This window comes from Rhodoferax sp., assembly GCF_018063565.1.
Taxonomy (GTDB): Bacteria; Pseudomonadota; Gammaproteobacteria; order Burkholderiales; family Burkholderiaceae_C; genus Rhodoferax.
The window spans coordinates 1-22508 of record NZ_JAGPBB010000063.1; the positions used below are offsets into that span (position 1 = coordinate 1).

Genomic DNA, 22508 nt, shown 5'->3' on the forward strand with positions numbered 1-22508 from the left:
ACAACGAGTACAGCGTGATGGACGATGCCGCGCAGTGCCACGGTTTTGGCCAGGCCATGCCCATCCACCGTGCGCGCCCCTTGCACGCGCTGCTGATGACCCGAGCCACCTTTGAGGCGCAGGGCCGACGGGTTCCAAGCTTAGAGAACTTCACGGTGACTAGGGGCGGGCCGCCGGGCATCCAGCGCTACGCCCAGACCTGGTCGGGTGACAACACCACCAGTTGGCAGACGCTGCGCTGGAACATCCGCACCGGCTTGCAGATGTCGCTCTCGGGTATGTTCAATGTCGGTCATGACGTGGGCGGTTTTGCCGGGCCGGTGCCCGAGCCCGAACTCTTTGTGCGCTGGGTTCAGGCGTGCTGCCTGAATCCACGCATGGTGATGAACTCCTGGAAGGCTGGTGGCATCAACAACGTGCCCTGGCTGCACGCTGACATGACGGTGCATGTGGCCGCTGCGATTCGCCTGCGCTATCAACTGCTGCCCTATCTGTGGTCCTTGTTCGAGAAGGCGCACGCGCTACACCAGCCCATCATTCGCCCCACGTTTTACGATTTTCCCGATGATGACCGTTGCTATACCGACAGCGACGATTTCATGTTGGGTGACGCGCTGCTGGTGGCTCCTGTGGTTGAAAAAGGCGCTTTGACGCGTCGGGTGTACCTGCCTGCAGGTCCGGCAGCCTGGTTTGATTTTTACACTGGCGAGTCATTTGTTTCGGGTCAGGCGCATGAGGTGCCAGCGACGTTGGCGACGCTGCCGCTGTTTGCCCGCGCGGGTGCTTGCATTGCGCTGGCAGCGCCTGGTGCCCACCTGCCCACTTTTGACGATCCGAGCACTGAACTTCGACGCTTTGGTGCTTAAACCCTGGGCTTGGCGAACTCGCGCGGCCAAGCGGTGAGGGATTTCAGACAGAATGAGGGTTTTCCCTTGGAAGCCGACCATTTTGAACAATCCCGTGTTTTCGTCGCTGCTGCCGGTGGTTTTGTTGATTGCTATTGGTGTCATAGCTGGTCGTTCAGGATGGATAAGGGCTGAAGCGACAAAGGATCTATCAAACCTGGTTTTTGTGGTGCTGACACCGGCCTTGTTGTTTCGCGCCATGAGTTCGGTACACATCGAGCAACTTAATTTCAAACCGGTGGCGCTGTACTTTGTCGCCGTTGCCCTTTTGTACGCCGTCGTGTTTGTGGCTCAGGGCCACAACACCCGTGCCGCCGTGCTGGGACTGGCCGCTACTTTCAGTAACACGGTGATGATCGGCATTCCACTGATCGGGCTGGCCTATGGACAGGCGGCGCTGGTGTTGCTGCTGACCCTCATTTCGGTGCACGCACTGATTTTGCTGACGGTGGCCACCATCGTGCTGGAGATCATGGAAGCGCGTCAACTGGCTCGTTCTGGCCAGGCGCTTGGGGCTGCGCCTCCGCGCCACGCCTGGCAAACTGTGCTGAGTGCCATCAAGAACGGCATCATTCACCCGGTGCCGTTGCCCATCATCATTGGTTTGCTGTTCGCCCAGACCGGTCTGGTCATTCCCGAGGTGCTGGATCGTCCACTGCAATTGCTGGGTAATGCCTTCGGGCCGGTGGCCTTGTTGCTGGTGGGCGCTACCTTGACACAGGTGCATGTTGGCCCCCGACTGCGCGCCGCCCTGGGCATCAGTCTGCTGAAAAATCTGGTGTTGCCAACGCTGGTGGCAGGGGTCGCTTGGTTGGCTGGTTCGCGCGGGCTCGACTTGACGGTGATGATCGTCGCCGCATCCCTGCCAATGGGGGCTAACGTGTTCTTGTTTGCCCAGCGGTACCAGGTGGCGCAAGACCTGGTAACCGCCAGCATGGCAGTGTCGTCGGTGCTGGGATTGGTGACCATCACGCTGGTGATGTCACTACTGAGGTTCCTGGTTTGATGCCAACGCTTTGACCTGCCACACTTCCTTGTTCACCGAAGGTCGTGTTGTCTTGCCGATATTGGCGCATATGAACAGGCAGGTTGCCGCTGGCGGTGTGGTCAGACCAATCATCAGCAGAATGATCGGGTGCTTGCTGGTGTTGATGGAGAGCACGGTTTGTGCACTTCGCGCCATCCCTTCCAAATTGGATGTGGACAATTTTCTCCGGGTCCAGAATCGTGTTGGAGTCCATACAACCCAAGCGCATGATGGGTTGCAACAGGCCATCTTGCGCGGCAAACTGCTGCCCAACACTGCGCTGTCGGAAGCCACCATTTCATCATTGATTGAGGTCAGTCGCACTCCCGTGCGTGAGGATTGGCTACTGACAGATTTTTTCTGCCAATTGGTATGCACTGACCCGTTGGTTACGGTGCCAGGCGTTCCCTGATCCAGCCCTCGAAGCTGTTGTGGTTGTCGCTTTGGAGTGTGTAGCGCAGGCGGTCATGCAGGCGACTTTTGCGTCCTTGCCAGAATTGCCATTGGTCCGGAACCAGGCGGTAGCCGCCCCAATGGGGTGGGCGGGGCGGCTGCAATAAGAACTGTGCGCCGTAACGCGCTGCGTTCGCCACCAGCACGCCGCGCCCGCTGATCACCTGGCTTTGCGGACTGGCCCACGCACCAATTCGTGAGTCCAGCGGTCGGCTATGAAAGTACTGGTCAGACTCTTCATCGCTGACTTTTTCAACCAAGCCTTCGATGCGCACCACACGTTCCAGTTCAACCCAATGAAACTGCAATGCTGCGTAGGGGTTGCCAGCCAATTCCTGGCCTTTTCGAGATTCGAAGTTGGTGTACCAGACGATGCCACGTTCGTCGTAGGCCTTGATCAGCACCACGCGGGTGCTTGGACGCAGATCGCTGGCCACGGTGGCCAGTGTCATGGCATTGGGCTCTGGTACCTCGGAGGCAATGGCTTCATTCAGCCATTGTTCAAATTGATTCAGTGGATTGGGGTGGCAAGCTTCCTCGTTCAGCTCGGCTCGCTCGTAACTCTTTCGCAGGTCGGCAATGTGGCTCATGCCTTGAGTATATGCACCCGTCCTCCACGCAACAGCAGGGTGGGGCTTGGGTCGTGAAATGGTCCGCCAGCGGCAAGGTTTTACAATTCAGTTTGATTGATCAACCGGAGTGAATGGAATGTCTTCTCAAACAGATGAGACCCAAGGAATTGTCCTGGGCGTGGTTTTTGGTGTGATCGCGTTGGTGATTGCGTTTGTCATCGGTATTTCGGTGTATGCCAAAGGCGCTCAGTCGGTGCCTGCAATGGTGGCCGTAGGGCCTTCGGCTGCTGCATCTGCCGCCGCCAGTACTGGTGCTGATGGCGCTTCGGTTGCTGTTGAAAACGGTGTTGTGAAGTTTTATTTTGCCTCCGCCAAGGCCGATTTGGCTGGCGGTGCCAAGGAGGCGCTCGCAGCAGTGGTTGAGGGTTCCAAAGGCGGCAAGAAAGTGCTGGTCAGCGGCTTCCATGATGCAACCGGCGATGCCGCAATCAACGCAGAACTGGCCAAGCAGCGGGCCGTGGCCGTGCGTGATGCGCTGCAACAACTGGGTGTGGCAGCAGACCACATTGAGCTGAAGAAACCCGAGCAAACCCAGGCCGCCGGACCCGCTGAGCAAGCGCGACGTGTCGAAGTAAAGCTGGAATAGGGTCGTCATGGTGTAGGCACCATGTTCCCAATCAGGAGACCCGATCCGTTCGGGTCTTTTTGTTGGTAACCGCCTGGTATCCGGTGCGCAGGCGCTGACAGAGAGTCTGGGTTACCATTGTGTAATTAAGTTACTTAAATTCAATGAAACCATGAAACTCAACGCCACCGTAGAGGCCGTGACCCAGCGCATTCGTACCCGCAGCGAGGGCACGCGTCGTGCCTATCTTTCGCAGATCGACGTGGCCGCGCAACGCCGACCGGGGGTGCAGCGGCTCGGGTGCGCCAATGTGGCGCACGCATTTGCCGGGATGCCAGGCAATGACAAGCTGCGGGTCGTGACTGAGCGCGCGCCCAACATAGGTATCGTGACCGCCTTCAATGACATGTTGTCTGCACATGCCCCGTTTCAGCAGTATCCGGAGCTGATCAAGGCCGAGGCGCGCAGGCACGGGGCGACAGCCCAGGTGGCAGGTGGTGTGCCTGCCATGTGCGATGGGGTGACTCAGGGTACGCCGGCGATGGAATTGAGCCTGTTTTCGCGGGACGTGATCGCCATGGCAACGGCGGTATCACTCAGTCATGACGTTTTTGCGGGTGCACTCATGTTGGGTGTGTGCGACAAAATTGTCCCGGGCCTCTTGATCGGTGCCTTGCACTTCGGTCATTTGCCCACCGTCTTTGTACCGGCTGGCCCAATGACCTCGGGTTTGTCAAACAGCGAGAAGTCCAAGGTGCGGGAGCAGGCAGCGCAGGGGTTGCTGGGGCGCGATGAACTGCTGCTGGCCGAATCAGCGGCGTATCACTCGGTGGGCACCTGTACCTTTTATGGCACAGCCAACAGCAATCAGATGTTGCTTGAGGCCATGGGCTTGCATGTGCCGGGTACCGCCTTCATCAATCCCGGTGCAGATCTGCGAGATGAGTTGACGCGTGAAGCCCTGCGCACGGTTCTGGGACATGGTGATTTCAAATGTCCGGCGATCGGCCATGTGGTGGATGAGCGTTGCATCGTCAACGCGATGGTCGCCCTGCTTGCCACCGGTGGCTCGACCAACCACCTGATTCATTGGGTGGCGGTGGCGCGTTCAGCCGGCATTCTGCTCGATTGGGACGATTTTTCGGAACTGTCGGATGTGGTGCCACTGCTCAGTCGGGTCTATCCTAACGGCAATGCCGATGTGAATCAGTTTCAGGCGGCGGGTGGCCCGGGCTATGTGATTCGAGAACTGCTGGATGGCGGTTTCATGCACCCGGACGTGTTGACCAACCGCCCGGGTGGTTTGCGTGAGTACTGCAGCGTACCGCGGGCCGATGGCAACGGTGGGCTGCGCTGGGTGCCGGTTGGAGCCAGCCAGGACGAATCTGTGGTGCGCCCGGTGAGTGCACCGTTCAGCGGCAGCGGCGGACTGAAACTGTTGCTCGGCAATTTGGGGCGCAGCGTCATCAAGATATCGGCGGTACCCGATGACCGCCATGTGATTGAAGCGCCCTGCCGCGTGTTTGATTCACAGGACGCCTTGCACACCGCCTTTGCCGCCAATGAGCTCAATCGGGATGTCGTTTGTGTGGTGCGTTGGCAAGGGCCACAAGCCAATGGTATGCCGGAGTTGCACAAACTCACGCCTCCATTGGCGGTGCTGCAGGGCAAGGGGTTTCGGGTGGCGTTGGTGACCGACGGCCGCATGAGTGGTGCCTCAGGCAAGGTGCCAGCGGCGATTCATGTGTCGCCTGAAGCCGCATCGGGTGGACCTCTGGCCAGAGTGCGCGACGGCGACGTGATCCGCCTGGATGCCGGTGAGGGCACTTTGCAGGTGATGGTCGGAGACGACGAGTGGCGCGCCCGCGTGGTCACCGCCATGCCGGACGATTTACATCTGCGTAACGGCAGCGGCATGGGGCGTGAACTGTTCGCCAACCTGCGACGCCACGCGGGCAGTGCCGAGCAGGGCGCTTGTAGCTGGCTCTAAGAAGCCAAAGTGCTCTGAAATTTTTTCGCCAGTCAACGCTGGCGTGCGACCAGAGGCCGAAAATCGCTGCTTGGATGCCAGCACTGCGCCGATTTTGCGCGGCTTGATGTTCATTTTTGCCGGCAATTGAGTTAATCTCGCCTTGTCTTTGGGCAAGTCCGCCTGGAGGCGCAAGGGAGAGTTTTGTTGGTGGATGACAATTTTTCCAGTCTGTTTGACCTGTTGCCGATCGGGGCCTACCGGTCCAGTCCAAACGGCCGGCAGCTACGCGCCAACCCGGCACTGGTCAGACTCAACGGTTATGACAGTGAAGCGCAAATGCTGGCAGCCGTCGACGACATTGCCAATGAGTGGTATTGCGAGCCGAAGCGGCGCGCCGAGTTCATTGAGTTGTTGTACACCGAAACGCGTGTGATCGATTTTGTCTCGCAGGTCTATCGTCATAAGACCCGTGAACGTATCTGGGTGCGTGAACACGCCCATCTCGTCAGCGATGCCCAAGGCCAGCCCTTGTACTTTGAAGGAACCGTGCAGGACATCACGGTTGAGCACCAGAACCTGCTCGATCTGCAGGCCAGCGAAGCCCGCTTCAGGGCATTGAATGCGCTCTCTTGTGACTGGTATTGGGAACTGGACACGCAATTCAGGTTTGTCCGTTTGGATGTCGGACAGCGAAGTCAAAGTGCCGGTGTGGGCCAACGGGTGATTGGCAAAACACGTCAGGAGCTCGATTACATTGATTTGAGCGTCGATGAGTGGGCCATTTATCAGAATCTGCTGGACGCCCATCAGCCATTTCATGATTTCGAGTTGCCGGTTCGGGACCCTCAGTTGGGTGTCGTGTGGCAATCGATCAGTGGGGAGCCTGTTTTTGACACGCTGGGTGCCTGTATTGGGTTCCGGGGCGTTGGTCGTGATATCACGTTTCGCAAGCGCAATGAAGAGATGATTCGCCAGTTGGCCTTTCACGATTCGCTCACCGGGTTGGCCAATCGCCGTCTGTTCATGGATCGCTTGCAGCAAGTGCTGGCCGGTTTGTCGCGCAGTGGGCACTGTGGCGTTCTGATTTATCTGGACCTGGACAAATTCAAAGCGCTCAATGACCAGCATGGACACGCCGTTGGCGACTTATTGCTGCAGCAGGTGGCGCGGCGGCTTGAGGCCTGTGTCAGGACCGTCGACACGGTGGCCCGGTTGGGGGGTGATGAGTTCACCATCGTTCTCAATGAGGCGGGGTCGAGTGAAACTCTGGCGCGCCGGCATGGTCAGCTGGTGGCTGACAAGGTGCTGCAATTGTTGCAAGCACCGTTTGATCTCGTCAAGCGAGATACACCGGTCCCCTACCAGGGCAGTGCGAGCGTCGGTGTCATTGTGCTGAGCGACCCGTCGCACAGTCCGGAGGATTGTCTCAAGCGAGCGGATGCCGCCATGTATGCCGCCAAGGCCAATGGTTGCAATCAGGTCTGGATCGAGTGTGAATAAACTACGGGCTTTTGACCCAGAAGGGGGCAACATGCCAAGCTTCACCAAAGTTGTACTCTTTACGGATTGTGACGGTCGGGCCAGATTTCGCGACGAGGACGTGGCGCTCGACCACGGCACGGTGCAGTCGGCGCTCTCCGCGCTGATGCCCAGTGGCGGTTATCAGTTGCGGATCAGCCCAGTCGGTTTTCGTAGCCATTTCCACTGCACCACCGATCCGCAGTGGGTGGTCATCCTGAGCGGGCAGATGGAGATCAGCCTGCAGGATGGCAGTGCGCGTCTATTTGGCCCCGGGCAACATTTTTATTCGGCCGACGTTGTGCCCGAGGGGCAAGCGTTTGATGCAACGTTGCACGGTCATTGGAGCCGACAAGTTGGGGCGGATCCACTGGTGACGCTGTTTGTGCGCGGCTAGACACCTTCTGGCGGTGTGGTAAAGTCTTTGATTGATACTATAGATATAGCATCAATCATATATTCAGTAAGCGCTAGAAGGTCAAAAGGCTGAATTTAGAGGCCTTGACCAGATCATCGGGTGCCGCCTGAATTGCCGGAGCGGCCGCGGCTACCCGAGCGGTTGCCGCCCCCGGTGCGTCCGGGGCCACCGCCAAAGCCTGCGCCACCACCAAAGCCGCCGCCGGCGCTTGGTTTGCGATTACCACCGCCAAAATTGTTACGCCTGGGACCACGGTCGGCCATCATGTCGACGCTGGTTCGCATGGGGTCCGGCTGACCTGTGCCGCCGGCGCGTGATGACCCACCGCTGAGCCCAACCGGACCACCATAACCACCGCCATTGCCACCACCGTAGCCGCGCGCCGGGCGTTGACCTGGCCCGCGCACCGCCTGCTCTGCTGCCGACAAATGACTGCGTGGCTGTGCGTTGTGGCCGCCATCGGCGTTGTCGAAGTCATCGACCCCTGCCGCATCAGTGCGGATGTCAGCGCCAAAGCCGCGCGGTTTGCGCCCACCTGCATTGTGACGCCCGCCGGCGGCCGGCCCGCGCGCGGGTGCACCGGTGTTGCGTGACGGTCCGGAGCCTTTGTGCTCACGCACCCGCGTCAGCATCTCGGTACGGGCCGCTTTGGCAGCAGCCATCATGACCTCACGACTGGGTGGTTTGCCTGCGCCGCCCCAGATAGTCTGACGCCCCATTGCGATGGGTTCGGCCTTTTCACCCGGCTCGGGCATAAAGGCATCAAACACCTGCACCGGGATATCCTGTTTTGTGAAGCGCTCAATCGCCTGCATGAAACCTTCTTCGTCCAGGCTCACCAGGCTGACCGCTTGCCCCTCAGCACCGGCGCGACCGGTGCGGCCAATGCGGTGCACATAGTCTTCGCAGACGTTGGGGATGTCGTAGTTCACCACGTGTGGCAGGTCGTCAATGTCAATGCCGCGCGCGGCAATGTCAGTGGCCACCAGGGCGCGCACGTCGCCACTCTTGAAGTCGGCCAGCGCCTGGGTGCGGGCGGTCTGGCTTTTGTTGCCATGCAAGGCCATCGCATTGATGCCATTCTTGGTCAAAAAATCTGCCACGTTGTTGGCGCCAAACTTGGTGCGGGTGAAGACGAGCACCTGGCTCCAGTTGTGTTCCTGGATGATGTGCGCCAGCAGTGCTTTCTTTTTGCCCCGACCCACTGGATGGATCAACTGGCTGATGCGCTGCACCGTGGTGTTGCGCGGCGTCACCTGAACCGTCTGCGGGTCTTTGAGCAGGGTCGCGGCGAGTTCGCGGATCTCATCACTGAACGTGGCCGAAAACAGCAGACTCTGCTTGTCTTTCGGCACCGCAGCCAACACCTTTTTCACATCATGGATGAAGCCCATGTCGAGCATACGGTCGGCTTCGTCGAGCACCAGAATTTCGACTTGATTCAAGTCGAGCATGCCTTGTTGCATCAGATCGAGCAAGCGTCCGGGTGTGGCGACCAGAATGTCCACACCTTTTTTCATGCGGCTGATTTGCGGGTTCATGCCAACACCACCAAAGATGGCGGCCGAGCTCAATTCCAGGTATTTGCCGTACACCGTGACCGACTCCTCCACCTGGGCGGCAAGTTCGCGGGTCGGTGTGAGCACCAAGGCACGGATGCCAATGCCGCCAAACTTGCTGCGCGGTGCCGGGGTGCTGCTGAGTTTGTGCAGCATCGGCAGCACAAAGGCGGCGGTCTTGCCGGTGCCGGTCTGTGCGCCGCCCAGCAGGTCTTGCCCGTTCAGAACCAAGGGAATGGCTTGCGCCTGGATCGGCGTTGGGGTTTCATAGCCCTGTTCAAGCACGGCTTTGATGATGGCCGGAGCCAGATTTAATTCTTCAAATTTCATTGTGAGATGCACCCCATCCAGGGCGCTAGGGTGTCAGCCTGTGTTGATGCGTTTGGGCACCATTTCAGTCAAAGGCAGACGGGATCAAAAACGGAGCCTTGGGCTTGGCCTGGCTCCCAGCAAGTTGCTGGCATCACGGGCAACTGAAGCCCCGTGATGGGCTGAATTGTCGCATGGACTGCCGATCATGGGAGACTGAGCGCCGATAATGACGTTTTTTTACACCAAACCACAAGCTAAGTCCTATGGCCCAATACGTATTTTCAATGAACCGCGTCGGCAAGATCGTCCCGCCCAAGCGGCATATCCTGAAAGACATTTCGCTGAGCTTTTTCCCAGGTGCCAAGATCGGTGTGTTGGGTACCAATGGTTCCGGGAAGTCGACGCTGCTGAGAATCATGGCAGGGGTCGACAAGGATATAGAAGGCGAAGCCATCCCGATGCCGGGCTTGAACATTGGTTATCTCCCGCAGGAGCCGCAACTCGACCCGACCAAGACCGTGCGTGAAGCGGTGGAAGAGGCCATGGGCAAAGTGATCAATGCCAAGGCGCGACTCGAAGAGGTTTACATCGCTTACGGTGAGGAAGATGCAGACTTTGACAAACTGGCCGCTGAGCAGGCGGAGCTGGAGGCGATCATTGCGACTGCCGGCACCGATTCCGAACACCAACTGGAAATTGCTGCCGATGCGTTGCGGCTGCCGCCCTGGGATGCGGTGATTGGTGTGTTGTCTGGCGGGGAGAAGCGCCGTGTCGCCTTGTGCCGCCTGCTGCTGGAGCACCCGGACATGCTCTTGCTGGATGAACCTACCAATCACCTGGACGCTGAGTCAGTGGACTGGCTGGAGCAGTTTTTGCAGCGTTACAGCGGTACCGTGGTCGCCATCACCCATGACCGATATTTCCTTGATAACGCAGCTGAGTGGATTCTGGAGCTCGACCGTGGTGCTGGTATCCCCTACAAGGGTAACTACAGCTCCTGGATGGAGCAAAAGCAGGCGCGCCTGGAGCAGGAGCAAAAGGGCGAAGAGTCACGCGCCAAAACACTCAAGAAAGAACTCGAGTGGGCACGCCAGAACCCCAAAGCGCGCCAGGCCAAGAGCAAAGCACGTCTGGCACGATTTGAGGAGCTGTCCGACTTTGAGTACCAGAAACGCAATGAAACCAATGAAATCTTCATCCCGGTGGCGGACCGCTTGGGCAACGAAGTGATCGAGTTCACCAACGTCAGCAAGTCGTTTGGTGACCGGATGCTGATCGATAACCTGAGCTTCAAGGTGCCAGCCGGTGCCATTGTCGGCATCATTGGCCCCAACGGTGCCGGCAAATCAACCCTGTTTCGAATGATTTCAGGCCAACAGCAGCCCGACAGTGGCACGGTCAAGATTGGCTCGACGGTCAAGATGGCGTTCGTCGATCAGAGCCGTGATGACCTCGCCAATGAAAAAACGGTGTGGGAAGACGTCTCGGGCGGGCTGGATATGCTCAACATTGGCAAGTTCACCATGGCCAGTCGGGCTTACTGTGGCCGCTTCAACTTCAACGGCGCAGATCAGCAAAAGCGTGTGGGCATGCTGTCGGGCGGCGAGCGCGGTCGCTTGCATCTGGCCAAAACCCTGATCGCCGGTGGCAACGTGCTGATGCTCGACGAGCCGTCCAATGACCTGGATGTGGAAACCCTGCGTGCTTTGGAAGACGCGCTGCTTGAGTTCGCAGGCTCCATCATGGTGATCAGTCACGACCGCTGGTTTCTCGACCGCATTGCCACCCACATTCTGGCGTGCGAAGGGGACAGTCAATGGGTGTTCTATGCCGGCAATTACCATGATTACGAAGAAGACAAGAGAAAACGTCTGGGTGAGGAGGGGGCCCGCCCGCACCGTATGCGTTTCAAGGCCCTGAAGTAGCCTTCAGCGAGGTGTTGGATCGTGTTCGACGCGGTGGCATCCGGACCTCAGCAGAGTCTGTACCAGTCCCTGCTTGAGCAAGCAGCACAGGCGGGCCGAAGCCTGTTGTTGCAGGCCATTGCGGCGGCGCTTCTGAGCGAGCGGCTCGATCTTTCGGGCAAAAGTGGCTCACGCCCACCGCAGCATCGACAGCAGGGTGCCGAGTTCCTGACGCAGCATTCCGCACCGATGGCTGAGCGATTTGTGCAGTTGCTACAGGCACAGTTCATGAGCCGCCCCGCGTCTGAACCACAAGGAGTCGAGCCGTCATCCCGTGATCTGCATCTGGACCAGCTTGGGTTCATGGATGAGGTACAGGTTCAGGAGCGGGTGGAAATCGCCCGTACCTTGCACCATATGATGAGGCTGGTCGAAATGCCTTTGGCCGAGTTCAATACTTATCTCAGTGCACTGTTGGGGTATGGTCACGTCGTCCCCGAGCGCAATGTTCTGCGGCCAGAGTCCTTTGTGTTCGCCCTGTTGCAACTGATGAGGGAGTTGGACGTTCCTGCCTCGCTACGGCTGGTTTGGTTACCGCCAATGGCGGAGAGTCTGGGCGTCGGACTGTCGGCTCTTTACCGTCAGTGGTCCTCCAGCTTGCGGCGCAATGGTCTTCGAGCCGTCGGGTTTTCGGCGCATCGCACGCCAGAGGTTGCTGGCAGGGACGCAATGACCATGAAGGCCGGTCGGTCACGCGCGGGCTCGCGTCGGGTCTGGACGCCAGCCTACCGCGAAACCGTGCTGACACTCGATCGATTGCGGCAATTGATGTCCGGTCGTCCAAAGGGGGGGGTCGAGGAGCCCGCGCCCGGAATTGCATCCAAGTTTGCGCCGTTTGATTCAGCCCGCACCTCTCTCGAAGGGCCAGTGCAGAGCACTGAGACCTCATTTGAAAGTACGGTTCCGGCCGCTCTGGATGCCCTGCAAGAGATGCAGCAAGTCGACGAAATGGCGCAGCGGATGCGCCATCGGCCGGATTTTCATGCAGACAGTACTCACAACCTCGCCCTGCGCGAACAGTTGATCCAGCAGGCCACCACCATGAACCAGGTGCTGAGTCTGGAAGTGGTTTCCTTGATGCTCGACCAGCTGGTGCGCGATACCCGACTGCTGGCCCCGGTGCGGGGTGTTCTGGAGCGGCTTGAGCCAGCCCTATTGCGACTGGTCCTGGTGGATCCGCAATTTTTCATGGACCGGCATCATCCAGCACGGCGCTTGCTGCACGAAGTACCCCAGAGGGGCCTGGCCTTCTGCCTGGCGGATGATCCAGACTTCAGCGTTTTCCTGCGTTCCTTGCAGCGTCACTTGGGTCCGCTGGCGAGTGCCAGTGTGCAAAGCCGTGAACCATTTGAAATTGCCCTTGCCGGTCTTCTGGGCGAATGGGACGATCCCGCTGCCCGAACGGCCATCGCCAGTCAGATCGACAGTGCAGTGGCGGTGCTGAGCTACGCCGAAAAACGCAATGATCTGGCAGAGCAAATGGCCACGCGGTTGAAGGGGATTCCGGCCACGCAGAAGGTGCCGACAGCGGTGCTGGATTTCCTCACCGGTCCGTGGTCGGTGGTGATGGCCGAAGCGGAACTGAAAGACCAATCTGGAGCAGATGATCCGGGTGGCTACAAGGGTCTGGTGTCCGAGCTTTTATGGAGTGCCCAGCCAGAATTGACCCGCCGCGATGTCGACCGTCTGACCAAACTTGTCGCTCGCCTGCTCAGTGGTTTGCGCGAGGGCTTGCGGTCGATTGGCTATCCCTCGGTCAAGACCAGTGCTTTTTTTGACGTGTTGATGAAACTTCATCAACAGGCGTTTCGATCTGGCGGCACTTTGGAGGCCAGTCCGCCGGGGCTGGCGGCAAGCCTGCTGGGCAATCAGGATCATTGGGTGGGTCCTGCTGAGGCTAAAGTTTCAGGTTTCATGGTGTTCCCGGATGAACTGCCACCCAAGAGCGTGAAAGCATCAAATGCCGAACTGTTCACGGGGGTTGTCGCATCGGCATGGGGGCAAACATTGGAAGTGGGAGCGTGGATCGAGTTGCATACCAAGGGGGCACCGCAACGCCTGCAATTGTCTTGGGTGAGCCCGCAAAGTACCATGTACCTGTTCACCAGTGCGCGTGGCAAGACGCAATCCATGAGCCGGCGTCTTTTGGAGCGCCTGGCCAGCGAGGGCAAGTTGCAGGTGGTGTCAGATCGATCGACGATTCTGGATGCCGCGCTGGACGAGGTGGTGCACAGCGCTCTGCTCAATAGTCTTGATATCCAGGCTTAGTCAGCCGTCGTTGCACCATGTCAATGTGCTGACGCATGGCATACAGCTCGTCAGCATAGGAAAGCGGAACCGTGATTTTTTCAACCCGGCCGATCAGTTGCTGTAGCTCCTCAATCAATGCCGCGCGGTCGCTATCGGGCAAAGCTGCACGATCTTCGATACTTCTGAGCTCGCCGTACCAGCGAAATACGCGCGACCGGATCCTGAACTCGTAGATGGGGGGCACGATCCGGCTCAGGGGCAGCAGCACCGCCAGAATGATGCCCAGTGCCAGCCACATGCGCTCAATCAGGTTGGCATAGGCAAAGGGAAGGTAGCGTTGCAACAGTGGCGTGCCGTTGCGGATGACACGTTGAGCTTCCTCGGCAACTGCGAACTCGGTGTGCTCGACGTTAGGAAATTCGTGGGAACGACTGAACCAGCCAGACGATCCGTGCAATGCCAGAGCGGTTTGTGCGAACAACTGCATCAGAGCCGGGTGCAATTGTGCGCTGGCCAGGAGTGTGGTCGTCGTTGCGACCAGGCGCACATCCTGCGGCGGACTATCTTTGGCCAAGTCAACCACTCCCCGTGGCAGGGTCACAGGGGTCAGAAACGCAAAACGCCGGGAGTACGCTTCGCTTTGGCCAAAACTCATCAGGCGCACGCCCGGTGTCTGCAGCAACATTTGCACCATGGGTGATTCGGGTGCGGATGCGAAGAGCAGCGCGTCCAGGCGGTGTTCCAGAAAATCGACCGTCGCAGGAGTTTGCGCCAGCCGGCTGAGCTTGAGCTGCGCTTCGTCCATGCGATTCAGTGCAAACAACTGACTCATCAAATGCGGTACGCCGCTGCCCTGTGTGCCGACATTCAGTCGCAAATGCTGCAACTCGGTGAGCCCATTCAGTGCCCTGGGGCTTCGGTAAAACAGCCACAAGGGCTCAACAAACAGGCTGCCAAGCGATGACAGTTGCGCATGATCGAGCTCTGGGGTGGCATTTCCGCCCTGCACAAAGCCGAGGTCGACCCGGCCTTCCGTGAGCCACTGAAGGTTCTGCGCAGCACCTTCTGAGGGGACAAGTTTGACTTCGATGCCGTAGGCAGCCAGTGCCTTGGCATAGCGCTGACCAAACTCATCGTAGGCACTTTGACCCGGACCTGTCGCTAAAGTGACCTGCCGCGGCGGATTGGGGTCCAGCCACAGGTAAGCCAGCACCAGCATTGCCGCAGCCACCGCAGCAAACGGTCCGGCAGAGGTCAGCAATTCCCGCACCGAGACCAGGGCATGTCGCAGTGGCCGGGTCATGGGAGGGTTTCCGCCTTGATCTCAACCTGCCAATGCTGCCTTGACTGCTTGAGAAACCAGGGCCATATCGGCCTTCCCCGCGAGTTGGGCTTTGACTGCAGCCATGACCTTGCCCATCTCCCCGGCACCCTTGGCACCCAGGCTGCTGACGATGGATTCGACGGCCGTTTTGATTTCGCTGGCTGTCAGGCGTTGCGGCAAGTAGGCCTCGAGTACTTTGATCTCGGCTTCTTCCTTGTCGGCCAGATCCTGGCGCTCCGCCTGTGTGTAGGCCGCCACCGAGTCTTTGCGTTGCTTGATCAGTTTGTCAACGATGGCCACCATGGCCGAGTCATCGAGCACGATGCGCTCGTCGACTTCGCGTTGTTTGGCTGCAGCAAGCAGTAAACGGATGGTCCCCAGCCGAGCCACGTCTTTGGCGCGCATCGCGGCTTTCATGTCTTCAGTGATTTGTTCTTTGAGCGGCATGGCATTGGTTCCAAAATGAAGTTAGAAAACAAAAAAAGCCCGCATGAGCGTCCCCAGCGAGCTTTTTTGGGCCTTTCAGCCAGGAAAAACCGTATCAGTACAGTTTTTTCGGCAACTGCATGGCGCGAATGCGCTTGTAGTTACGCTTGACAGCAGCAGCCTTCTTGCGCTTGCGCTCGGCGGTGGGTTTTTCGTAGAACTCGCGTGCGCGCAAGTCAGTCAAAAGACCCAGTTTTTCAATGGTGCGCTTAAAGCGGCGCAGCGCTACGTCAAAAGGTTCGTTTTCTTTAACACGGATAGTGGTCATTACGTCAGGTTATCCAAAATGTGCAGACTTCAAACTCTGGAAGATCGGGCCAAGGTTTGATCTTGCGAAATTCCCCGCTAAAAAAGTTGATCAGGCAGCGGAGTTTTGCCAGCAAAGCCTGACATTATAGCGACCGAGTCTTGATCTATGAACTGAAAACTTGAGTCCAGCGCCAATTGGCTGGGTGGGCGGCGTTGTTTGGAGCCGACAACCCAGCGTTTGGTCCCTCTGCCACCCGGGTTGGACGCATGTTTGCTGGCAAGGCTCAGGCCCGCCACGCCACGCGGCGGGCGAGTTTTTCAAATGCGAGGTCCGCTGCCACCGCCAGCAAACCCACCAGGACGGCACCTTGCAACACATAGGCGGTATTGAAACCGCTCAGGCCTACGATGATCGGTGAACCCAGTGTTTTGGCACCCACGGTGGACGCGATCGCGGCAGTGCCGATATTGATGATGACCGAGGTTCTCAGTCCGGCCACCCAAAGAGGCAGTGCCAGCGGGATCTCGACTTGCCACAAGACCTGCCATGGGTGCATGCCCATGGCGTGTGCCGATTCTTTGATGGCGGCGGGCACCCCCGCCAGTCCAGCCAGCGTCCCCTGAAGAACTGGCAGCAAACCATACAGGGTGAGGGCAATCAGCGCGGGGCGTTCACCGAACCCGACGGTCGGCACGGCCAGCGCCAGGACCGCAATGGGTGGAAAGGTCTGACCCGCCGTGGCCAGTGATTGCGCCAACGGTTTGAACACCCGGCCCGCGCCACGGGTCACGGCCACGCCAACCAAACTGCCGATCAGCGCCGCCATGCTGCTGGAGGCGACCACTAGCAGCAAATGCTGCCACAGCAGTTCTGCAAAAGGCTCCTGCAGATAGACCGGACGTTCCTGTTGCGGAAACAGCGCGGCAAACAGATGTTGCGCACGAGGCAGACCAAATGCCAACGCCACCAGAGCCGTGGTCGTCCAGAGTACGGGATCGGAGAACCAGCGCCTCGCCAGGTGGCCACGGCGGGTGGGCCAAGGTGGTGAGGCGTCTTTAGCCATGTTGAAGCGGCTGAAAGATGTCCCTGGCGTAGACGCAACCCACGATATTCGCTTCGCTGTCCTGCACATTCAATGCGTCTGCCTGGTGCGCTGCCAGGCATGCCACGGCCTCGCGCAAGGTGGCCCCCAGAGACAGCTCAGGGGCACCGGCGATCCGGGCACCAGGTTTGACAAGCGGCGCCAGCGGCAACAGTGACAGGCGTTTGATGCCGAGATCGGCACGCCCCACAAAATCCAGCACAAAGTCGTTGGCGGGCTGGGACAGGAGTTCCAGGGGCGTGGCCACCTGCTCCACCCGGCCCTGGTGCAGTACCACGATCCGGGTCGCCAGCAGCAAAGCTTCGTCCATGTCATGGGTGACCATGACAACCGTTTTGCCAGACAGCTGGTGGATGCGTTTGACCTCCAGTTGCAACACCGCGCGGGTCACCGGGTCCAGAGCGCCGAAGGGCTCATCCATCAACAGCACCGCCGGATCCGCCGCCAACGCCCGCGCCACACCGACGCGCTGCTGCTGTCCACCCGACAGTTGGTGTGGCAAACGCTCGGCAAACAAGCCGGGGTCCATGTCAAACAGGGTCAGCAGTTCATTGACCCGCTGCGCGATTCGATTCGGATGCCAACCCAGCAATTGCGGCACCGTCCCGATGTTGCGCGCCACCGTCCAGTGTGGGAACAAACCCACCGACTGGATGGCATAACCCATACGTCGTCTCAGATCGCGCACGTCAAAGCTGTAGATTTCCTGTCCATCCAGCAGGATTCGCCCCTGATCGTGGTCCAGCATACGATTGATCAGCTTCAGCGCCGTACTCTTGCCTGAGCCGGAAGGCCCGATCAGCACCAGAAATTCCCCACGCTGAACACGCAAGCTGAGCGAATCAATCGCCAGAATGCCAGCGTAGGACTTGCTGACGTTCTGAAACTCGATCATCGATTGGCTGCTCCACAGTCGATTGCACCGCTCACACGGATCCAGGCGTTCAGCGCATCGAAAAGCGCATCGGCCAGGACTGCCAGCAGCACGATGGGTAGCACGCCCAACAGCACCAGTTCGTTGGCAGCACTGAACAAACCGTCAAACATCAAAGTCCCGAGGCCACCGGCGCCAATCAGCGCGGTCACAGCGGTCAAGCCAATGGCCTGCACGACGGCAGTTCGCAGGCCCGGCAATACCATCGGCAAGGCCAATGGCAGTTCCATCATGCGAAACACCTGCCAGCCGGACATTCCCATGGCCCGTGCTGCGCCTCGTGTGGCATCGGGTACCTGTTCCAGGCCGGCCAGGCCAGAACGTACCACAGGCAACAAACTGTAAAGGAACAGTGCCAGTACGGCAGGTGCCAACCCGACACCGCTGATACCCGCCCGCGCCAAAGGTGGGTAACTGGCCGCCAACCAGGCCAGAGGCGCCATGAACAAACCGAACAAAGCGATCGACGGAATGGTCTGGATCAGATTGAGCACCGGAAACACCATTCGCCGCAGCCAGGCAAGGTGCTGGCAGCTCCAGGCCAGTGGCAAACCCAGCAGCACCGTTGGTGCTATCGCCAGCACCACAATCAGGATGTGACGCCAAACCGCCTCCCAAAAGACGTCGCTGCGGTTGACGTACTCTTTCATGATCGACAAGTCATCCACTTGACCCCAGCCGACTTGAGCCAGCACCGGCGCAGCCAGCAGCAGCAGCCAGACGACTCTGCGCCAGCCCGTGAACTGGGCGCGGTTGAGCGCTTCCAGGATGATCAGCCAGGCCAGCACCAGCAAACTCCAAAAACCCGCACCCAGCGAGGTGCGTGCCAGGCTGGACCCAGCAGCGGCCACATGGCTGGCGTGTCGGCCAGCCAGCGCCAGCAGACTTGCAGACAGCAGCATCATCAGCAACATGAGCGCAATGGGCTGGTTTTTGGTGCTGCCGAAAGGGGGGATCAACCGGCCCGGCAACAGTCCCGCCACCAACAGCAGCAACACCACCCACCAGGCCTCAGGGCTTAACAGGTCAACCAGATAGACCGGGTCCCCGGAGAGCAACCGGTTGGGTGCCACTCGGAGCAAAGGCAACGCCCACGCCGCCCACACAGCCAGCGAGCTGCACAGCAGCAAAACCGCGTTGGACGGCACGCCGACCGCTGCTTATTGGATGAAGCCCTTGCTGCGCAGGTAGTCGCCGGCCACTTTGCGAGCGTCCTGCCCTTCGAGCTGGATCTTGGCGTTGAGCTGCTGCAATGTGACCTCATCCAGAGACTTGAAAATGGGTTCCAAAACGCTGGCGACCCTCGGCTGGCGCTTCAGTGCCTCCTCGCGAATCAACGGTGCGGGGGCGTACACGGGCTGTGCACCTTTGGGGTCTTGCATGATGACCAGGCCCAGTGCGGCGACCGGGCCGTCCGTGCCATAAGCCATGGCGGCGTTAACACCCGAGGTCTTTTCTGCGGCAGCCCGAATGGTGGCCGCCGTGTCGCCACCCGCCAGAATCAGGGTTTGCTCAGGCCGCAACTTGAGTCCGTACACGGCCGTGAAGGCAGGCATGGCGTCAGGCCGTTCCATGAATTCTGCCGATGCGGCAAGTTTGAACACTTCCTTTCCGGAGGCAAACCTGGCCAGATCATCCAGTGTACGCAATTGGTGTTTGCTCGCCAGGTCCTTGCGGACCGCGATGGCCCAGGTGTTGTTGGCGTTGGCGGGCTCCAGCCAAACGATCTTGTTGCGCTCAAAATCCAGCTTCTTGACCAACGCATGCCCGGCTCGCAGGTCTTTCCAGGCTTTGTTTCCTTCGTCACCCAGCATGAACGCACCGTTGCCCGTGTATTCGGGGTAAAGGTCGATTTCGCCGCTGATCAGCGCGGTACGCACCACTTTGGTGTTGCCCAGGGCGACCCGGTTGACGGTTTTAATGCCATTGCCTTCCAATGCCAACACCAGCATGTTGCCCAGCAACTTGCCTTCAGTGTCAATTTTGGAGCCGACACGCAGAGGCGCCAAGTCCTGGGCTTGCGCCGTTGTACCCGCCAAAGCGGCCAGCGCAGTGACTATCAATAAAGTGCGTCGCCAGCTATTCAACATGGTTAAACCCCGGGTGTTACAGGTGGAAAGAAAGCCGGGTGTGACAGCCGACACCCAGCGCTGCAAGGATAAGCGAAAAAGCGTTTTGGGGGCGCAGCCGGCGTCATAACCCGCATCGCCACGGCAAACCTGTCAGCATGGCAAAAGGTGCATCGATGCGCGCGCAGGTTGTGCTTGCGCGATTTGAGGGATGATCGGTACTCATGAAAAAGATCATTGTGCTTGGCGGTACCGGCTTTGTAGGTGCCCATGTGTGTGAAAAACTGGTGCGTGAGGGCTGGGCGGTGACTTTGCCCACGCGGCGTCGCAGCAATGCCAGTCACGTCATGCACCTGCCCGGGCTCACCGTGCTGGAGCTTGACGTCCATGACGACGCGGCCCTGAGTCAGGTGGTGGCCGGACATGATGCCCTGGTCAATCTGGTGGCGATCCTGCATGGCACGCAGGCAGCGTTCGAGCATACCCACGTGGCCTTGGCGCGCAAGATCGCCCATGCCTGTGCGCTGGCCGGTGTGGCCCAGGTTGTGCATGTCAGCGCGTTGGGTGCGGATGCGCTGCAGCCAGAAAAGTTGCCCTCCATGTACCTGCGCACCAAAGGCGAGGGCGAGGCGGTGCTGATCCAGGCCGCCACCAGTTCGGGGGCCGGACTGGCAGCCCGGGTGGGTTTTGATTTGAGTATTTTGCGGCCCAGTGTCATTTTTGGGGCAGAAGACAAATTCATCAATCTGTTTGCCAACCTGCAAAAGGTCTTTCCGGTGATGCCGCTGGCCGGCGCCTCGGCGCGTTTTCAGCCTGTCTGGGTGGAAGACGTGGCCAGTGCGGTACTGGCTTGCCTGTCGGCTCGCAGTGCATTGCCATCACCCCGAACCATAGAGGCCTTTGGCCCGGAGGTGTTTACCCTGCGCCAATTGGTGCAGCTCTCGGCACGACTCAGTGGTGTCGCGGCCGGCCGGGGTCGTCCGGTCATTGCCTTGCCGGAATGGGCCGGGCGCTTGCAGGCCACGCTGATGGGACTGGCTCCGGGAGAACCGATGATGAGTCTGGATAATCTGGACTCGATGAAAGTGGCCAATGTGGCGACGGGCAAGTTGCCCGGTCTGGACGCCCTGGGCATCAAGTCCGCGGCGCTGGCACCGATTGCTCAGGAGTATCTGAACCGCAACAACGGCCGTGGCGGCTTGGCAGGTCTGCCCAAGCGCACCCATTGAGCACCATTTAGTTACTGAATAAATAGCAATAAACCATTACCGATATTGCGCTTAAAGGCGATAGTCATTAGTTTTGTCATGGATGCTGCCGCATCATCTGGGTTGGTGTCCGTTGCTCGGAGTTGACTTGGGCAAGTATCCAATCAGCCATTGCGTAGGCCAATCGCTTTGCTGGCCAAGCATCCAATGTCAAACCTATGGGTCAATTTCTGGACGCGATACTGGCCGGATCCAGCTAAATTCGATGCCATAATTTTGACAGGAATCAACCGCTCAACTACAGGAGTCCCTTATGCGCAAGCCCCGGAATGCTGGCCTTTTTTCCAAATTCACGGCGGCATCGCTGGCCGTATCAATGGCTCTGACGGGGATCCCGGCCTTTGCCCAAAGCCCGGCGCCGAGTGATATCAACGATTTGTTGGATGCACGGGGCAGCGAGGGCGAGTTTCAGATGCAATCGCGTGGTTACATCCAGCATCACACCTCGCGAAGCGGCGCCAGCGTTTACAGCTATTGGTGGCAAAGCAATACCAAGAAGTGCGTGCGGGTACGCACTGAAGATGGCCGCTACCAGCAAATCGACACCGTGGGCAACGCCGACTGCAATCAAAAAGACGCTGACGGCATGAGCACCGGTGCCGGTGTGGCCGTGGGTGCAGCCGTTCTGCTTGGGATTGCGGCCTTGGCCTCCAAGTCACACCACCGTGAAGACCGCAATTACGACGAGCGCCAGACGGCAGATTTCGAGCGCGGCTTTCGCGACGGGCAATACCACCATCCCTACAGCAACTACAACAACTCGCGTGATTACAGCGACGGTTACAACAAGGGGGTGGATGAACGGGGTTACCAGTCAAGCTATCGCCCCGAGTACCGCAATTACCAGCGTCCGAGCTACGGGGGTGGCAATTGGGTGTATTGCGCCTCTGAGGAGGGCACTTGCCGCGTGCCCTACAACACACGCGTCAGGTTCGGTGTGAATGGTCGCTTCAACACCAAAGAGGTTGATCGAAACATTCGCTGTACCACCAGTGAATTTGGCGACCCGGCCAATGGCGAAAGAAAGCGTTGCGAATACGACGCGCGTTGATCAAGTAGCGCATTGAGCCCACGGTTGATGCGCCGTTGGTTCTGGCGGGCTATTCGGAGCTTGCCAGTTTGAGGGACAGGCGCAGCAGATTCATATTTTTTGGAGTGCTTGAAGTATGTCCTTTGTGCGTCACCCACTGACGGGGCTACCCCTCAAAACCCTGACCGCGTTGTTGGTCTGCACGCCACTGTTGGCATCGGCAGCCGGTGCCAGTGCTGCAAATCTGTCGCCAATCATTGAGCGACCCACCCGAGCCGCCTCGGTGCTGCCGGTTGGCCCACTGGGCTACTCACCCAGCCACATGGACAAGTCGGTCAGCCCCCGCAAAGACTTTTACGCCTACGCCACCGGCAACTGGCTCAACAGCCTGACCATCCCCGACTCGGAGACCGACATTGGTGGCTTCGCATTGCTGAAGACCGCATTGAAGCACCAGCTGCTCAACATCA

The 22508-nt window shown here is 59.1% G+C and carries 19 protein-coding genes and 2 pseudogenes; 12 read left to right on the plus strand and 9 right to left on the minus strand.

What is annotated here, in order from left to right:
- The 3 genes and pseudogenes from KBF66_RS13830 to KBF66_RS13840 form a co-directional block, all read left to right on the plus strand.
- Positions 1 to 866: glycoside hydrolase family 31 protein (locus KBF66_RS13830; RefSeq protein WP_296657971.1), on the plus strand; the 866-nt coding region annotated here is incomplete at its 5' end.
- 82 nt (positions 867 to 948) lie between these two features.
- On the plus strand, positions 949 to 1911 hold the full coding sequence (locus KBF66_RS13835; RefSeq protein WP_296657974.1) for an AEC family transporter: 963 nt from the start codon (positions 949 to 951) through the stop codon (positions 1909 to 1911).
- A 175-nt stretch (positions 1912 to 2086) separates the two neighbouring features.
- Positions 2087 to 2269 (plus strand): annotated as a pseudogene (locus tag KBF66_RS13840) (GntR family transcriptional regulator); the annotation flags it as partial.
- A gap of 52 nt (positions 2270 to 2321) precedes the next feature.
- On the opposite strand, the gene pdxH reads toward KBF66_RS13840, so the two are convergent.
- Positions 2322 to 2975: a pyridoxamine 5'-phosphate oxidase gene (gene pdxH, locus KBF66_RS13845; RefSeq protein WP_296657978.1), complete on the minus strand. Its 654-nt coding sequence runs from the start codon at positions 2973 to 2975 to the stop codon at positions 2322 to 2324.
- A 118-nt stretch (positions 2976 to 3093) separates the two neighbouring features.
- Here pdxH and KBF66_RS13850 point away from each other — a divergent pair, with 118 nt between their 5' ends.
- From KBF66_RS13850 to KBF66_RS13865, 4 genes are all read left to right on the plus strand, one after another.
- Entirely contained in the window at positions 3094 to 3603 is a 510-nt protein-coding gene (locus KBF66_RS13850; protein ID WP_296657980.1) for an OmpA family protein, read from the plus strand.
- Between the two features lie 151 nt (positions 3604 to 3754).
- Positions 3755 to 5572 (plus strand): phosphogluconate dehydratase, encoded by a 1818-nt coding sequence (gene edd, locus KBF66_RS13855; protein ID WP_296657983.1) that lies wholly within the window; start codon positions 3755 to 3757, stop codon positions 5570 to 5572.
- Positions 5573 to 5761: 189 nt separating this feature from the next.
- Positions 5762 to 7054: a sensor domain-containing diguanylate cyclase gene (locus KBF66_RS13860; protein ID WP_296658032.1), complete on the plus strand. Its 1293-nt coding sequence runs from the start codon at positions 5762 to 5764 to the stop codon at positions 7052 to 7054.
- Between the two features lie 31 nt (positions 7055 to 7085).
- Positions 7086 to 7469: a hypothetical protein gene (locus tag KBF66_RS13865; RefSeq protein ID WP_296657987.1), complete on the plus strand. Its 384-nt coding sequence runs from the start codon at positions 7086 to 7088 to the stop codon at positions 7467 to 7469.
- Positions 7470 to 7582: 113 nt separating this feature from the next.
- Here KBF66_RS13865 and KBF66_RS13870 read toward each other — a convergent pair whose 3' ends face one another.
- Complete coding sequence (locus KBF66_RS13870; RefSeq protein WP_296657990.1) at positions 7583 to 9379, minus strand: DEAD/DEAH box helicase; 1797 nt, start codon at positions 9377 to 9379, stop codon at positions 7583 to 7585.
- A gap of 245 nt (positions 9380 to 9624) precedes the next feature.
- Between KBF66_RS13870 and ettA the strand changes: the two genes are divergently transcribed.
- Together ettA and KBF66_RS13880 are read left to right on the plus strand one after the other, a co-directional pair.
- Positions 9625 to 11286, plus strand: a complete 1662-nt coding sequence (gene ettA / locus KBF66_RS13875; RefSeq protein WP_296657994.1) for an energy-dependent translational throttle protein EttA — start codon at positions 9625 to 9627, stop codon at positions 11284 to 11286.
- A gap of 21 nt (positions 11287 to 11307) precedes the next feature.
- The gene (locus tag KBF66_RS13880) at positions 11308 to 13593 is read left to right on the plus strand and encodes a DUF1631 family protein (protein WP_296657998.1); all 2286 of its coding nucleotides are present in this window, start codon (positions 11308 to 11310) and stop codon (positions 13591 to 13593) included.
- Here KBF66_RS13880 and KBF66_RS13885 read toward each other — a convergent pair.
- From KBF66_RS13885 to KBF66_RS13915, 7 genes are all read right to left on the minus strand, one after another.
- Positions 13568 to 14878, minus strand: a complete 1311-nt coding sequence (locus tag KBF66_RS13885; RefSeq protein WP_296658001.1) for a TAXI family TRAP transporter solute-binding subunit — start codon at positions 14876 to 14878, stop codon at positions 13568 to 13570. The two genes, KBF66_RS13880 and KBF66_RS13885, sit on opposite strands and share 26 nt — an antisense overlap.
- A 21-nt stretch (positions 14879 to 14899) precedes the next feature.
- Positions 14900 to 15346, minus strand: a complete 447-nt coding sequence (locus KBF66_RS13890; protein WP_296658003.1) for a GatB/YqeY domain-containing protein — start codon at positions 15344 to 15346, stop codon at positions 14900 to 14902.
- A 94-nt stretch (positions 15347 to 15440) separates the two neighbouring features.
- Positions 15441 to 15653, minus strand: a complete 213-nt coding sequence (gene rpsU / locus KBF66_RS13895) for a 30S ribosomal protein S21 (RefSeq protein WP_078363905.1) — start codon at positions 15651 to 15653, stop codon at positions 15441 to 15443.
- Positions 15654 to 15918: 265 nt separating this feature from the next.
- Positions 15919 to 16698 (minus strand): ABC transporter permease, encoded by a 780-nt coding sequence (locus KBF66_RS13900; protein WP_296658012.1) that lies wholly within the window; start codon positions 16696 to 16698, stop codon positions 15919 to 15921.
- Complete coding sequence (locus tag KBF66_RS13905) at positions 16691 to 17632, minus strand: ABC transporter ATP-binding protein (RefSeq protein WP_296658016.1); 942 nt, start codon at positions 17630 to 17632, stop codon at positions 16691 to 16693. The genes KBF66_RS13900 and KBF66_RS13905 overlap by 8 nt, the downstream gene beginning before the upstream one ends.
- Positions 17629 to 18819, minus strand: coding sequence for an ABC transporter permease (locus KBF66_RS13910; protein ID WP_296658020.1), 1191 nt, complete (start codon positions 18817 to 18819; stop codon positions 17629 to 17631). The genes KBF66_RS13905 and KBF66_RS13910 overlap by 4 nt, the downstream gene beginning before the upstream one ends.
- A 12-nt stretch (positions 18820 to 18831) precedes the next feature.
- On the minus strand, positions 18832 to 19761 hold the full coding sequence (locus KBF66_RS13915) for an ABC transporter substrate-binding protein (protein ID WP_296658023.1): 930 nt from the start codon (positions 19759 to 19761) through the stop codon (positions 18832 to 18834).
- A 203-nt stretch (positions 19762 to 19964) separates the two neighbouring features.
- On the opposite strand from KBF66_RS13915, the gene KBF66_RS13920 reads away from it, so the two are divergent.
- The 3 genes and pseudogenes from KBF66_RS13920 to KBF66_RS13930 form a co-directional block, all read left to right on the plus strand.
- On the plus strand, positions 19965 to 20969 hold the full coding sequence (locus KBF66_RS13920) for a complex I NDUFA9 subunit family protein (RefSeq protein WP_296658025.1): 1005 nt from the start codon (positions 19965 to 19967) through the stop codon (positions 20967 to 20969).
- Positions 20970 to 21261: 292 nt separating this feature from the next.
- The gene (locus tag KBF66_RS13925; RefSeq protein ID WP_296658028.1) at positions 21262 to 22059 is read left to right on the plus strand and encodes a hypothetical protein; all 798 of its coding nucleotides are present in this window, start codon (positions 21262 to 21264) and stop codon (positions 22057 to 22059) included.
- Between the two features lie 115 nt (positions 22060 to 22174).
- A pseudogene (locus KBF66_RS13930) lies at positions 22175 to 22508 on the plus strand (hypothetical protein); the annotation flags it as partial.

Bases quoted from the DNA above. Each gene is read 5' to 3' on its own strand.
- KBF66_RS13865 (WP_296657987.1), top strand. From the start codon at position 7,086: ATGCCAAGCTTCACCAAAGTTGTACTCTTTACGGATTGTGACGGTCGG.
- KBF66_RS13870 (WP_296657990.1), bottom strand. From the start codon at position 9,379: ATGAAATTTGAAGAATTAAATCTGGCTCCGGCCATCATCAAAGCCGTG.
- ettA (WP_296657994.1), top strand. From the start codon at position 9,625: ATGGCCCAATACGTATTTTCAATGAACCGCGTCGGCAAGATCGTCCCG.
- pdxH (WP_296657978.1), bottom strand. From the start codon at position 2,975: ATGAGCCACATTGCCGACCTGCGAAAGAGTTACGAGCGAGCCGAGCTG.
- KBF66_RS13905 (WP_296658016.1), bottom strand. From the start codon at position 17,632: ATGATCGAGTTTCAGAACGTCAGCAAGTCCTACGCTGGCATTCTGGCG.
- edd (WP_296657983.1), top strand. From the start codon at position 3,755: ATGAAACTCAACGCCACCGTAGAGGCCGTGACCCAGCGCATTCGTACC.
- KBF66_RS13925 (WP_296658028.1), top strand. From the start codon at position 21,262: ATGCGCAAGCCCCGGAATGCTGGCCTTTTTTCCAAATTCACGGCGGCA.
- KBF66_RS13920 (WP_296658025.1), top strand. From the start codon at position 19,965: ATGAAAAAGATCATTGTGCTTGGCGGTACCGGCTTTGTAGGTGCCCAT.
- KBF66_RS13890 (WP_296658003.1), bottom strand. From the start codon at position 15,346: ATGCCGCTCAAAGAACAAATCACTGAAGACATGAAAGCCGCGATGCGC.
- rpsU (WP_078363905.1), bottom strand. From the start codon at position 15,653: ATGACCACTATCCGTGTTAAAGAAAACGAACCTTTTGACGTAGCGCTG.
- KBF66_RS13885 (WP_296658001.1), bottom strand. From the start codon at position 14,878: ATGACCCGGCCACTGCGACATGCCCTGGTCTCGGTGCGGGAATTGCTG.
- KBF66_RS13900 (WP_296658012.1), bottom strand. From the start codon at position 16,698: ATGGCTAAAGACGCCTCACCACCTTGGCCCACCCGCCGTGGCCACCTG.
- KBF66_RS13915 (WP_296658023.1), bottom strand. From the start codon at position 19,761: ATGTTGAATAGCTGGCGACGCACTTTATTGATAGTCACTGCGCTGGCC.
- KBF66_RS13850 (WP_296657980.1), top strand. From the start codon at position 3,094: ATGTCTTCTCAAACAGATGAGACCCAAGGAATTGTCCTGGGCGTGGTT.